The sequence below is a fragment of the Sulfurospirillum arcachonense DSM 9755 genome, assembly GCF_000597725.1.
Taxonomy (GTDB): domain Bacteria; phylum Campylobacterota; class Campylobacteria; order Campylobacterales; family Sulfurospirillaceae; genus Sulfurospirillum_A; species Sulfurospirillum_A arcachonense.
Map to the genome: position 1 here is coordinate 15,032 of NZ_JFBL01000002.1, position 13,726 is coordinate 28,757.

General features: G+C 29.0%; 15 protein-coding genes. 11 read left to right on the forward strand and 4 right to left on the reverse strand.

Annotated elements, in window-relative coordinates; translation table 11 throughout:
• The first annotated feature begins 17 nt into the window (after positions 1–17).
• The 3 genes from K354_RS0101745 (at position 18) to K354_RS0101755 (ending at position 3,192) form a co-directional block, all read left to right on the forward strand.
• Positions 18–1,628, forward strand: a complete 1,611-nt coding sequence (locus tag K354_RS0101745; RefSeq protein WP_024953792.1) for a GGDEF domain-containing phosphodiesterase — start codon at positions 18–20, stop codon at positions 1,626–1,628.
• Between the two features lie 75 nt (positions 1,629–1,703).
• Positions 1,704–2,798 carry a succinyl-diaminopimelate desuccinylase gene (gene dapE / locus K354_RS0101750; protein WP_024953793.1) on the forward strand — a complete coding sequence of 365 codons (1,095 nt, stop codon included), beginning with the start codon at positions 1,704–1,706 and terminating at the stop codon, positions 2,796–2,798.
• Positions 2,799–2,817: 19 nt separating this feature from the next.
• A complete protein-coding gene (locus K354_RS0101755; protein ID WP_024953794.1) occupies positions 2,818–3,192 on the forward strand; it encodes a RidA family protein in 375 nt (124 codons plus the stop codon).
• A gap of 6 nt (positions 3,193–3,198) precedes the next feature.
• Here the strand turns inward: K354_RS0101755 and K354_RS13760 are convergent, their stop codons facing one another.
• Positions 3,199–3,498 (reverse strand): hypothetical protein, encoded by a 300-nt coding sequence (locus K354_RS13760; protein ID WP_024953795.1) that lies wholly within the window; start codon positions 3,496–3,498, stop codon positions 3,199–3,201.
• A 157-nt stretch (positions 3,499–3,655) separates the two neighbouring features.
• Here K354_RS13760 and K354_RS0101765 point away from each other — a divergent pair, with 157 nt between their 5' ends.
• The 4 genes from K354_RS0101765 to K354_RS0101780 are packed head-to-tail and all read left to right on the forward strand — an operon-like array spanning position 3,656 to position 7,098.
• A complete protein-coding gene (locus K354_RS0101765) occupies positions 3,656–4,999 on the forward strand; it encodes an FAD-dependent oxidoreductase (protein WP_024953796.1) in 1,344 nt (447 codons plus the stop codon).
• Position 5,000: 1 nt separating this feature from the next.
• Positions 5,001–5,684: a class I SAM-dependent DNA methyltransferase gene (locus tag K354_RS0101770; protein WP_024953797.1), complete on the forward strand. Its 684-nt coding sequence runs from the start codon at positions 5,001–5,003 to the stop codon at positions 5,682–5,684.
• Between the two features lie 35 nt (positions 5,685–5,719).
• Positions 5,720–6,568 carry a TIGR01777 family oxidoreductase gene (locus tag K354_RS0101775; RefSeq protein WP_024953798.1) on the forward strand — a complete coding sequence of 283 codons (849 nt, stop codon included), beginning with the start codon at positions 5,720–5,722 and terminating at the stop codon, positions 6,566–6,568.
• Positions 6,569–6,621: 53 nt separating this feature from the next.
• A complete protein-coding gene (locus K354_RS0101780; RefSeq protein WP_024953799.1) occupies positions 6,622–7,098 on the forward strand; it encodes a glutathione peroxidase in 477 nt (158 codons plus the stop codon).
• Between the two features lies 1 nt (position 7,099).
• Here K354_RS0101780 and K354_RS0101785 read toward each other — a convergent pair whose 3' ends face one another.
• Both K354_RS0101785 and K354_RS0101790 read right to left on the reverse strand, forming a co-directional pair.
• A complete protein-coding gene (locus tag K354_RS0101785; RefSeq protein WP_024953800.1) occupies positions 7,100–7,642 on the reverse strand; it encodes a hydrolase in 543 nt (180 codons plus the stop codon).
• A gap of 9 nt (positions 7,643–7,651) precedes the next feature.
• Positions 7,652–8,695, reverse strand: a complete 1,044-nt coding sequence (locus K354_RS0101790) for a chemotaxis protein CheX (protein ID WP_024953801.1) — start codon at positions 8,693–8,695, stop codon at positions 7,652–7,654.
• A 134-nt stretch (positions 8,696–8,829) separates the two neighbouring features.
• On the opposite strand from K354_RS0101790, the gene pyk reads away from it, so the two are divergent.
• From pyk to K354_RS0101810, 4 genes are all read left to right on the forward strand, one after another.
• Complete coding sequence (gene pyk / locus K354_RS0101795; RefSeq protein WP_024953802.1) at positions 8,830–10,278, forward strand: pyruvate kinase; 1,449 nt, start codon at positions 8,830–8,832, stop codon at positions 10,276–10,278.
• A 114-nt stretch (positions 10,279–10,392) separates the two neighbouring features.
• Entirely contained in the window at positions 10,393–11,358 is a 966-nt protein-coding gene (gene msrP, locus K354_RS0101800) for a protein-methionine-sulfoxide reductase catalytic subunit MsrP (RefSeq protein ID WP_024953803.1), read from the forward strand.
• Positions 11,358–11,909 (forward strand): ferric reductase-like transmembrane domain-containing protein, encoded by a 552-nt coding sequence (locus tag K354_RS0101805; RefSeq protein WP_024953804.1) that lies wholly within the window; start codon positions 11,358–11,360, stop codon positions 11,907–11,909. Before msrP ends, K354_RS0101805 begins: the two co-directional genes overlap by 1 nt.
• Positions 11,910–11,913: 4 nt before the next feature.
• Entirely contained in the window at positions 11,914–12,381 is a 468-nt protein-coding gene (locus K354_RS0101810) for a lysozyme inhibitor LprI family protein (RefSeq protein ID WP_024953805.1), read from the forward strand.
• Between the two features lie 26 nt (positions 12,382–12,407).
• On the opposite strand, the gene K354_RS0101815 is transcribed toward K354_RS0101810, so the two are convergent.
• Positions 12,408–13,595 (reverse strand): EAL domain-containing protein, encoded by a 1,188-nt coding sequence (locus K354_RS0101815; RefSeq protein ID WP_024953806.1) that lies wholly within the window; start codon positions 13,593–13,595, stop codon positions 12,408–12,410.
• Positions 13,596–13,726: the final 131 nt, after the last annotated feature.

Consider the following 13,726-nt stretch of genomic DNA (forward strand, 5'->3'; position numbering starts at 1 on the left):
TGTAAATGGAGGTAGTAATGGAAGAAAATAAAAGTATTTCTAAAAGTATATACCTTCCGATATTTGTTATTATTTTAATAACAATGATATCTGCTACTGTTTTTATAGAATATGAATGGGAGCGTTTTGAAGAAAAAATGCTTCTAAGGGCACCTCTGGTACTTAAAAATGCACAAAAAACTTCCAATATAGATAAGTTTATAGAAAATGAAATGATTCAAAAAAGTGTAGTTTTTAAAAATATGGCTACTACTAGACTGTTGAGTATAGGAATTATTAGTAGTGTTATTGGTGTGATAATGTTTGTTTTATTATTGTTAGCTTCACAAAAATATAGTTTTGCAATAAGAAAATATAAAAAAGAGATAGCCCAACGTAGAAAAAATTTAATTGATAAAAATAAAGAACTAGAAAGGCTCTTATATACAGATATTTTAACAGGCTTACCTAATAGGACCTCTTTTGAAAAAGATATAAAAAATGCTATTCATCCAAAAGTTATTTTAGTAGATATAGATGCTTTTGGTGCAATTAATGAATATTATGGACGTACTACAGGAGATTTTGTTTTAAAAATTATAGCAAACAGAATTAAATCTTTTGCAGATAGTGAAGATATGGTCACGTACAGATTAGAATCCGATGTTTTTGCTCTTTTAGATGTTAGTATAAAATTAGATATAGAAAAGTATGAGCGTATTGCTGAAGAGATGGTTAGAGTATTAAAAAGTAAAATGATTGAATTACCTGATGATTATGAAGCTATGATAATAGATGCTACTATCGGGTTTTGTTTAGAAAGTGATGATACTCTTGCTAAAGCACTTATAGCCTTAGGCCATGCAAAAAAGTTACAAAAAGATTTTGCTTGTTATCTTCATGGTATGGATACACGAAGTCAATATATCGATAAATTGAAATACACGAAGTTATTAAAAGCCGCACTCGAAAATAATAAAGTTATGCCATATTTTCAGCCGATTTTAAATAGAGAAGAAACAATAATTAAGTATGAAGCACTTTCACGTGTAGAAGATAGTGATGGAAATATAATAAGTCCAGGATTTTTTATGGGAACATCTAAAAAAGTGAGACTTTATTCTTTAATGACAAAAAAAATCATTAATCAAAGTTTTAGTGAAATTTCAAAAACATCTTTATCTATTTCAGTAAATCTTTTAGCCCGTGATATGATGGATAGTGATATAAGTAATTATATTATAGATAAAATAAAAGAGTATAAAATAGCAAAGCAAGTTATATTTGAGATATTAGAAGATGAAAATATAGAAAATTTAGAAAGAGTAGAAAATTTTATTATTAAGGCAAAACGTTTAGGTGTTAGAATAGCTATTGATGATTTTGGAACAGGCTATAGTAATTTTTCTTATCTTTTAAAACTGCGACCAGATTATCTTAAAATTGATGGTTCTATTATAAAAAATATAGATAAAGACCCAAATTCAGAAGCAATTGTCAAAGCAATTATATCTTTTGCAAAAGCCTTAGAAATTTTAACAATAGCAGAATTTGTTCATTCTAAAGAGGTCTATGATAAATGTTACGAACTTGGAATTGATGAATTTCAAGGTTTTTATTTAGGCAAACCAAATCCTCATTTTGTATAAAATTTATTTGTAAATCAAAACTTCGACAATTTATAAGAAAATTGATATAATAATTTTTCATTTTTAAGGAATTTTATGACAACTCAAGAACTTTTTTTTAAGCTACTAAAATATAAATCAATTACTCCCAATGATGATGGAGCATTTTTTTTTATAGCAGATTATTTATCTCAATATAAACACACTATTATAGATATAGAAGATACTAAAAATCTTTTTTTATATAAAAAATTTGGAGAAGGACCTCATTTATGTTTTGCTGGGCATATTGATGTTGTACCTCCTGGTGATGGATGGAGTAGTGATCCTTTTGAGCCAACAATTAGAGATGGTAAAGTATATGCTAGAGGTACACAAGATATGAAAAGTGGAGTTTGCGCTTTTCTTCAAGTATTTAAACAAATAAAAGAGTTTAATGGTACTTTATCTATTATACTAACAAGTGATGAAGAGGGTGATGCCGAACATGGTACCATTGAAGTTCTTCGTCATTTAAAGAAGATAGATTTTCTTCCTGATTATGCCATAGTAGCAGAGCCTACTTGTGAAAAAGTTTTCGGTGATGCTATTAAGATTGGAAGACGTGGATCTATAAATGGAGTTTTAAATATAGAAGGACTTCAAGGTCATGCTGCTTATCCAGAAAAAGGTATAAATCCAGTTAACCTCATAGCTCCCATTTTAGATAAAATAGCTGCACATAATTTTGATGAAGGTGATGAGAATTTTGCTCCAAGTGAGTTAGTTGTTACTGATATAAGAGCAGGTATGGAAGTTACAAACGTAACACCTGGTAATCTTAAAATGATGTTCAATGTAAGAAATTCTACTAATACAAAAAAAGAAGATATACAAAAGTATATTGAGAATATGTGCGAAGGGTTAAATTTTTCCTTAACACTTTCTCAAAGCTCATTTCCATTTGTTACATCAAGTGAAACTCTCATAGTAAAACTACTTCAAAATGCTATTGAAGAAATAACTACATGTAGACCTAAACTTTCTACTGCAGGGGGAACAAGTGATGCTAGATTTTTAGCAGAGTTTGGTATAAAAACAGTTGAGTTTGGTGTTATCAATGATACAATTCATGCTCCAAATGAGAGATGCGGTATGGATGAGGTAGAAAAACTAGAAAAAGTTTTTTTACATGTAATAAAAAAATTTTAAAATACTAAAGGAAAATACAATGAATTACGTAAGTACACAAAAAGCACCAGCAGCAATAGGACCTTATTCACAAGCCGTAAATATTGGCGATTTTATATTTACATCAGGACAAATTCCATTAAATGCTAATGGTGTTTTAGTAGAAGGTGATATAAGTGCACAAACAACACAAGTTTTAACAAATTTGAGTGAAGTTTTAAAAGAGGGTGGAAGTAGTTTAGAAAATGTTGTAAAAACAACGATTTTTTTAGCAAATATGGAAGACTTTGCTCAAGTTAATAAAGTATATGCTGAGTTTTTTGGTGAGCATAAACCAGCTCGTAGTACAGTTGCTGTTAAAACATTACCTTTAAATGCTAATGTAGAAATTGAAGCGATAGCTTTAAAAAGATAGAGGAGGTTAATCCTCTGTCTTATATCTTTTTGACATTTTTACGATATCCTCAATATTATTAATAGCGTATTGATGTCCTTTGACAGCTTTATCATAGGTTGTATATCTTTTATCATACACTGAGCTTTCGTATTGGACTTTATCATCTTTTTCATCAAAAACCATAGTTTCATAAACATAAACATTTTTATGCTGGTTTATCCAAGAGTGGCGTATTTCCATCTTGATAGTAGAAATAAAAAACTTTTTACCATTTACTTCTTTGATATCCTTTAATTCAAGATCTTTATCTAATAAGTGGTCCATTTTCACTCCTTTGCAGGTGATTATAGTTAAATTATACAATAAGTTCATATAATATTCATAAATTTTAATTTATGAATATTAGTAATTTTTTAATTTATAAAAGTTTTTGTATTATTATGTCAATATAATAAAAAATTTTAGTTTGAGGATATATTGCATGGCAAAAAATCATTATGAAGTTTTGGTGATTGGTGGCGGAATTTCAGGCGCAGCACTTTTTTATGAATTGGCGAAATATACAGATGTTAAAAGTATAGCTTTAGTTGAAAAATATGACGGTTTAGCAAAATTAAACTCTAGTGGTACAAGTAATTCTCAAACTATACATTGTGGAGATATTGAAACGAATTATACTGTTGATAAAGCAAAGAGTGTAAAAAGAACTGCAAAGATGATTGAAAAGTATTGTTTGCAATATGGATATCAAGATAAATTCATGTTTGCTCATCAAAAGATGGCTATTGGTGTAGGTGATGAAGAAGTTGCTTATATGAGAAAAAGATATGAAGATTTTAAGGAGTTATTCCCTTATTTAGAAGTTTTTGAAAAAGATAAACTTGCCCAAATTGAGCCAAAACTTATTTATGATGAACAAGGAAATGAACGGCCTGAAAGTATTGTTGGTGTTGGTGTTGAGAGTGGAGAATATAGCACAGTTGATTTTGGACAGATGACAGAATCATTGGTTGAAAATGCAACCAAGATAGAAGATAAACAAACAGATGTATTTTTAAGCTCACAAGTTACGAATATCAAAAAATTTGGTAAAACTCATGTTGTTGAGACTGCTAATGAAACTTTTACAGCTGATTTTGTTGTGGTTAATGCTGGAGCACATTCATTATATTTAGCACATAGAATGGGACATGGTACGGATTATGGCTGTTTACCAATGGCAGGAAGTTTTTATATGACAACTAAAAAAATTCTTAATGGTAAAGTCTATATGGTGCAACATCCAAAACTTCCTTTTGCTGCACTTCATGGAGATCCTGATATCTTAGCAAATGGTTTTACAAGGTTTGGTCCTACTGCTTTAGCTTTACCTAAATTAGAAAGATACCATGGTAATTCTACAGTTATAGATTTTATAAGAACTTTAAGATTTGATACTTCTGTTGCAAAAATATTTGGAGATTTACTTTCGGATTCAGATATAAGAAACTATATATTTAAAAACTTTATGTTTGAAGTACCATTTATCAATAAAAGATTATTTGTACAAGATGCTAGAAAAATAGTTCCATCTTTGGGGCTTGATGATATAGAGTATGCAGATGGATTTGGTGGCGTTCGTCCACAAGTACTTGACAAGAAAAACAAAAAACTTATGCTTGGAGAAGCAAGTGTTAATCCAGGAACAGGAATTATATTTAATATGACACCAAGTCCTGGAGCTACTAGTTGTCTAGGAAATGCAGAAAGAGATGTAAAATCTGTTTGTGAATATCTTGGAAAAACTTTCAATCAAAAAGAGTTTGATAAGGATTTGGTAGAATAATTTGCATTCATTAGATTTATATGCCAAAATTGAACCTTTAATAGGTTTTTATGATGAGTATGATGCTTTATACTCATCATATCTGCAACTTCTTTACCCTTTACATGTAAATACTATTTTAGATATTGGTTGTGGTAATGGAAGACTTCTAAAACTTTTACAGGATAATGATTTTAAAGCTTTTGGGATTGACAGAAGTAAAGAGATGATAACAAGAGCACAAAGTCTTGGAGTCAATGCAGATACAAAAGAGTTAAAAGAATTTAAAAAAGGTTCATTTGAGTGTGCGTTAGCAGTGGGTGATGTTTTAAACTATATGAAAGAAGATGAGCTTAATAGTTTTTTTTCTGATGTTTCAAATACTCTCTCAGATGAGGGTTATTTTTTGTTTGATGTGAATACTTTAGCTGGTTTTGAAGTAGCTGATGGAGCAGTTGTTAAAGATGAAGAAGATAAGTTTTTATCTATTGAAGCAAATTTTGAAGAAAACATACTTACGACAAATATAACTTTGTTCGAAAAAGAGGGTAAAACTTTCAATAAAATAAGTGGTGAAGTAAAGCAGTATTATCATACTAAAGAAGTGTTTCAGAATTTAAAAGAGTTTAGATATGTAGCTGATTCTCCTATTAGTATGTTTAGTGATGAAGAAGAAAAGTTGCTAATATTACTACAAAAGAGGTAAAATAATAAAAAGTAATTTTTTTATAAAGGCTTTTTATGCAAACAGTAGCAATAACAGGTGCAAGTGGCTTTGTGGGTAGTTCTTTAAAACAAATGTTTGAAAAACAAAATTTTAAAGTTCTTTCCATTAAAAGAGATGAATTACAAAATTTAGAAAAACTTACTACTATTATAAATGAAAGTGATATACTCATAAACTTAGCAGGTGCAAGTATTATAAATCGTTGGAGTGAAGAGTATAAAAAGATTCTTTATTCCAGTCGAATAGAAACTACAAAATATCTTCTTGATGCAATCACTCAATCTCAAAACAGACCAAAATATTTCATATCTACTTCTGCTATTGGCATTTATAAAAATAATGATACGTATGATGAAGATAGTTTAGACCTTGAGAATGATTTTTTAGCCAATCTTTGTAAAGAATGGGAAGAAATTGCTTTAGAAGCAAAAATGTATGGGGTAAAAACTTCTATATTTAGATTTGGTATTGTAATGGGAAAGGGAGGAGCATTGGCAAAAATGTTACTACCTTTTAAATTAGGAATTGGAGGAACTATAGCAAGTGGAAAACAAGCTTTTTCTTTTATTCATATTGAAGATTTGATGAGAGCATATAAGTTTGTGATAGAACAAGAGTTAGAAGGTGTTTTTAATCTGTGTGCACCAACTTCTACAACCAATGAGGGCTTAACAAGAACACTTGGTAAAAAGTTACATAGGCCTACATTTTTTCCAATTCCTGAGTTTGTATTAAAATTATTGTTTGGTGAAGGATCAAAAGTTTTGTGTGATGGTCAAAGAGTTATTCCTAAAAGATTAATTGAAAATGGATTTGAGTTTAAGTATGAAAATATAGATCAGACTATACAGGATTTAGTATGAAAATATTATTGACATTATTCCTGTTTTTTAGTTTAAGTTTTGCAGGAGAGACAATGAGTATTTATGATATGAGTGTAAAAACAATTGATGGTGAAAGTGTCAGTTTAAGTAAGTATAAAAACCGTGTAATGCTTATAGTTAATGTTGCTAGTAAATGTGGTTTTACAAGTCAGTATGAAGGATTACAGCATTTACATGCAAAGTACAATCAAAAAGGTCTTAGTGTATTAGGTTTTCCTTCTAATCAGTTTTTAGAACAAGAACCAGGTACTGAAAAAGAGATTAAATCTTTTTGTACATTAACATATGGTGTTGAGTTTGATATGTTTAGTAAAGTTGATGTAAATGGTGATGATGAGATTCCACTCTATAAATATTTAAAAAAACAAAAAAGTGGTTTTTTAGGTCTTGGTACTATTAAATGGAACTTCACAAAGTTTTTAGTGGACAGACAAGGTAATGTTGTGAAACGCTATGCTCCTTCTACAAAACCAAGAGAGATTGAAAAAGATATACAAAAGCTGTTATAAGTTATTTGACTACAGCACTCAATTCTTTAAATATTTCATTTTTAGAACTTAGGCATAACTCAAATAGGATTGATTCATATGTTGTAGGAATTGCTCCTGCTTGTATCATTCTTTGTATTGCTACGGTTTTATCATTACTATTTCTTGAGTTAATACAATCTGTGACTAAAACAGGAATAAATCCATGTTCTAGTAAATCTAAAACACTTTGAAGTACACAAACGTGGGCTTCAATACCAAAAACAATAACAAACTTTTTTTTATTTTGTTTTATAACATTCATGGTTGTATCTGTTTTACAGCAACTAAAAGTAAATTTTTCATAAGCTATTTCATTTTTCAAAAGCTCTTTTATGGGTTCAATTGTATATCCTATACCTTGTGGGTATTGTTCATTGAGAATAAAAGGCACTTGCAAAATTTTAAGCCCTTTGATAAGTTTGAGGGTATTTTTTAAAAGCAATTCATTATTGCTTATGTGTGGGAAAATTTTTTCTTGTATGTCAACTACTAAAGCTTGAGTTTGCTGTAAATCAATTCTCATAACATATCCTTATGTTGTAATATACATGTAAAAAGGTTTGCCCTCAAGGTCCATATTTATCCAAATACCACTATTATCAGAGAGGGAATTTATTGTAGAAGTAATTGTTGTATAGGTTCTAGGAAGTTCAAAAAGAACTTTTATATCTTTTTGAGAAAGTTTAGTTTTTGCACCACCAGTTATAATATTACAAAATTCACCTATACCATCACTAATGCCTTCTAAATCATTAGGATTTAACTTTTCACCAAGCATCGCTTCAATAGAAAGTAAGGCCACTTCTTTTGGAAAAATAAGAACAAATTTTCCTATTATAGCACCTTTAAATTGCATGATTGCACATATACTATTGTTCGGTATGTCTTTATTAAAAGGACTTATTAAGTGAGAAGTTTTTTTTGCTGTTAAGCCTGTAAGCATTTCTAAATTTTCTACTGCTGTATCTATAAAAATTGGTAAGTTACTTACGAGTGCTTTGGATAAAGAAAAAGCGGCTTTTGATTTTTCTTTTTTTTCTTTATCTAAATTTATTTTAGTTTGGGAAATGGCAAAATCGATATTTTTATCATTGATTTTCTTTTGGAATTCTTCTTTATCTTTTGTGTATACTATATTGTGTTCAAATCTTGTAAGTAAAGCAGCTTGTTTATCTAGTTCTTCCTCATCTTTTGGATCATCATACATAAGAATCTTTAGCTTTTTTTTAAAATCTTGTGTATTTAAAAAGAGTATGGCTAAATCGAAAGTTTTAAATAGTTTGATATAAGTAGATTTTGTTTCTTTTTTGAGAATTTGATATAAAGCACTATCATATTCGCCTAAACATACAGGAACTTCTAGTGCAGTAGTTACTTTTTGTAGTAGTAATAAAAAATTTTTTAAATTATTTAAATCATATGGGACATTTTGTAAAGATATAAAAATTCCACGCAATTTTCTCTCTTCTATATTTATTTGCATTGCATAGATTTCTTGAAGTAATAACTTGCTGTTTCTCTCTATCATTTTACCTTCATAAGTAAAATAGAGGATTTTATTTTTTACAGTTTTCATGTGACATTTTATCAAAAAATTGTTAATTTTAATATAAAAAATACATTATATATAATAGGAGATTATAACATTAGATTTGATATAATTTTGTAATAATTTAATAGTAAACTAAAAATAAAAGAAGGATGATAAAAATGAGTAAAAAAACAAAGATTTTGGCAACAGTTGGTCCAGCAAGTGATAGTATAGAGGTTTTAGAAGGGCTAATTAAAGCAGGAGTTAATGTTTTTCGTCTAAACTTTAGTCATGGAACTCACGAATATCACTCAGAAACTTTAAAAAAAATAAGACAAGCTTCAGAAAATGTAAAAATTAAAGTAGGGGTTCTTCAAGATATTTGTGGACCTAAAGTAAGGGTTGGTAAATTAAAAGAAGATTTTTTATTAAAACAAGGTGATAAAGTTACTTTTGTAAAAGAAATTATAGAGGGTGAAAAAACAGGAGACAACTCTTATAAACTTTGTATTAATCAACCTGAAATTTTAGATATGCTAAAAGTAGATGAGTATATTTATCTTTATGATGGAACTATAAAAGCAAAAGTAACAGAAATAGAAGACGAAATAATCACTATAATTGAAAATGACGGAAAATTATCTTCTAATAAAGGTGTGAATTTTCCAAGTACTGTTATAAATATTGAAGTTATTACTGAAAAAGATGAACATGATTTACTATGGGGTGCAAAAAATGGTGTTGATTTTGTTGCAGTTTCATTTGTACAAAATGCACAAGATATTATAAAAGTAAGAGGCATTTTAGAAGGACACAAATCAAGAAGTCAAATATTTGCAAAAATAGAAAAATTTGATGCAGTTGAAAATATAGATGAGATTTTAGAAGTGAGTGATGGTATTATGGTTGCTCGTGGAGATCTTGGTATAGAAGTACCTTACTATAAAGTTCCAAGTATTCAAAAAAGAATTATACGTAAAGCAAATGCAGCGTCTAAACCGGTTATTACTGCAACTCAAATGCTTTTATCTATGGCTTTCAACGAAGTAGCAACTAGAGCTGAAATTAGTGACGTCGCAAATGCAGTATTAGATGGAACAGATGCTGTGATGCTTTCAGAAGAGAGTGCCGTAGGTAATAATCCAATAAATGTTGTTGAAGTTATGTCAAACACTATTAAAGAGACTGAATCAGTATACCCATATAATAAATTTAACAGATATGAATTTTTAGATGATACAGATATTATCTCGGAGTCAATTGCTAAATTATCTACAAATCTCAATGTGGAAGCTGTTATTAGTTTAACAAGTTCTGGTATGAGTGCAAAAAAGCTTGCTCGTTATAGAATTAAAAGTCACATATATGCGGTAACACACGATGAAAGAGTTGCACGATCACTTACTATTGCATGGGGTGTTACTCCGATTATGACAATAGAAAAAGGAAGTAATATCAATATAATTTTAGCGCAAACAATTCAAAATGGATTGCAAAAAGATTTTATTGATAAAGATAAAACATACATAGTGACAGCTGGTTACCCAACAGGTATTCCTGGTAACACGAACTTTATTCGTATCATGAAAAGAGAACAGATAGAACATTATATTGATTTAGTAATATAAAGATTTTTCTCTTCAAGAGGAGGTAGTCGTGAAAGCTTCCTCTTACAATAATTTTTCCTTTTAACAATAACTACACGCAATTTGAGTAATATTCTTAAAATAAAGGAATAAATCATGACAATTATAAAAAAACCAGATTGGTATATAAGTGAAAATGAAGTTACAGATGAGGCACTGTTTAACAAACGTCGTAACTTTTTAAAACTAGGTGCAGCTGCTTTGGTTTCTTCTTCTGTTATAGCTGAAAAATTAGCTGCTGTTGAGAATGTTAAAAGAGAATCGTTAAAGTTTCAAAAAACTACTTTTGGTAAAGGGTTAGAATTAAACTCATATGACCAAGCCAGTACTTATAATAATTTTTATGAATTTTCAACTTCTAAAAGTGATCCAGCAAAGATGGCTCACACTTTAAAACCAAACCCTTGGGATGTAGAAATCCTTGGTGAAGTGGAAAATCCTATGGTGATTAGTCTTGAAGATATTTATAATTCATATCCTTTAGAAGAAAGAATATATCGTTTTCGTTGTGTAGAAGGTTGGTCTATGGTTGTCCCTTGGATTGGAGTTACTTTATCGCATATTCTTCAAAAAGCAAAACCAACTTCAAAAGCAAAGTATGTAAAATTTACTACTTTAGTTGACCCCAAACAGTTTCCAGATCAAAAAGCAGGAAAACTTTTTCCAAATATTCCCTATCCCTATGTAGAAGGTCTTAGAATGGATGAAGCTATGAATGAGCTTACTTTTATGAGTGTAGGAATGTACGGTAAAATGTTACCAAATCAAAATGGCGCACCTATTCGTTTGGTGGTTCCTTGGAAATATGGCTTTAAGAGTATTAAATCTATAGTAAGTATAGAGTTAGTAGAAGAAGAACCACTCAATACTTGGAAAATGATAAATGATTTAGAGTATGGTTTTTATGCAAATGTAAATCCAAATGTAGATCACCCAAGATGGTCCCAAGCAAAAGAGAGAAAACTAGGAAGTTTTTTTAAAACTGAAACTCTTATGTTTAATGGCTATGAAAAAGAAGTAGGACATATGTATAAAGATATGGATTTAAGAAGGTATATTTAATGAAAAGAAGCTTATTGTTTTTTGTTTTGTTATTGCCACTTTTGTATCTTTTAATTAGTGTACAAAGTGCCAATGATCCTATTAAATATATCTTTACATGTACAGGGATTAGCTCTTTAATAATCCTTATACTGTCTCTTAGTTTAACTCCTTTAAAAAAGATTATTAATCTTATAAAGTATAGAAGGATGATGGGACTTTTTTCCTTTTTTTATGCTTTATTGCATTTTTTAAATTTTTATATTTTAGATGCTCAGTTTGATGTTACTTTTGTATTAAAAGAGACACTTGATAAGCCTTTTATTTATCTTGGAATGATTGCTTTTAGTATTCTTTTATTTATGGCGATTACATCTACAAGAAAATTATTTGCTAAATTTAATAAATGGCATAAATTAGTCTATATAGTTCTCATTTTAGTTGTAATTCATGAAGCAATGGCTCAAAAAGTTTTAGGAAACTTAGAGTTTATGTTTATTTTTATGACTATTGTTTTGTTGGGATATAGAGCTTTTCTATTCAGAGTGAAGTGGTTAAAAAAGAAAAAGTGATTTTATGAACATATTAACAATGAAAAAAATAATAGCTTTAGGATTAATTGTATTTCCTTTATATACATTATCGGCAGACGATTGGCCAGAAGGTAGTGCAATGCATGCTGGTAATCTTGAAGCTAAAAAACGGGATATTAAAATTAAGAGAGTTAATAAGTTAGTGAACAAGATTGATGCAAAGTTGCAAACTATACAGTATGCTACCGTTACTTATTGGAATGGTTCTTTAGAAAAGCAGCATAAAGCTTGGCTAGATTACGTAGATAAAACTTGTATGATGAGTGGAGTGATGACTGGTTCTGGAGGTTCATGGCCAAGTTATTATGCATTAAAGTGTGAAAATAATATGCTCGATCAAAGATTGTTTACTTTAACAAATACTTTTCAATGTATAAAAAGACATGTAAAGAATAAAGAAGAGTTTGATGTTGCAAATTGTTTATATCAAAGCTTTAGCATTACATACTAAAGCATATAAAGAAAATTTATAAAAAATTAAATAGTTTGTACTTTTAAATCTAAGCATAAAATTTTTTCTTTATCGTCAAGTATAAATTTTTGTGCAAAAGTTCTACACATACGACCTGATGCTCTAGAAATATATTTTTGACTCAGATAATTTCCTCGTTTTGATTCTTTTGTTATGTAAAAGTACTCTTTAAGTTCATGATTATCACCTTCTTTAGCAGGCTGAAAAAAATCATTTGTATCAGCACTAATAAAAGTATCCCCTTCTTGAATCCCAGTAATAGCATCAATAAAATAGATAGCTTCTATATTGTCATGTTTTTGTAAAAAATTGGAAAAATTAACAGTTTGTGTTTTCTTTATTGACTTGATAATTTTAAGGGTATAATCTTTAGCACTTTTGATGATAAGTTTTTTATTTTTCATTGAATCTTTAACGTTTTGTGTATGTTTAGCTCCAATATAAGCAATTTTTTCATCTAAAAGCGTTTTATTATATGGTAAGTTGCTTGGTCTTGCAAACCAAAATCCTTGAAAAAAGTCAATATCAAGTTTTAAAGAACGCAATATTTCTTCTTCATCTTCCACGCCTTCGGAAAGAACAAGGGCACCTATATTGAAACACATATTTGCAACAGATTTTAAAATCTCTTTATTAATAAAATTTTTATGTACGTTAAAAATAATAGAGCGATCAACTTTTACAATATGTGGACGTACAGTTGAAATACGATCAAAATTAGCATTACCTGCTCCAAAATCATCAAGGGCTATTATAAAACCTCGTTCTTTATAAAAATTACAAAATTCTTTGAGTCTTTGGGTGTTTTTTATTTGATACTCTTTGATTTCAATAACAATACGTGAAGGTGGGATACCTAACTCTTGTGCAACTGAGGAAAATACAAAATCTTCAATCGAGATAGTAGTATCGAGTAAATGTGATTCAAAGTTTAGAAACAATAATAGCTCTTTATTTTCTTGCCATAAAGGTTTAAAACTTTGTAAAGCTTTATTTCGTACAAATTTATCAAGTACAAAAGATAGATTTTCTTTTTTTGCTTGATCAAAAACAAATATAGGTGAGAGTAGTTCTTCATGTTCATCATATGCTCGCATTAAAGCTTCAAATCCAATAACTCTAGCATTACGGATAGAAATAATAGGCTGAAAATAGATATGAATACTATCGTCTTCAATAAGTTTTTTAATCACAAGTGTTCCTTCAAATATAAACAAACACAATTATACATTATTAGTAGCTGATTTTTGTGCTTAATAAAGAGGCAAATAATTTTGAATAGAACATTTTTTTAATATTAGTATGCTATAATAATACGAAATAA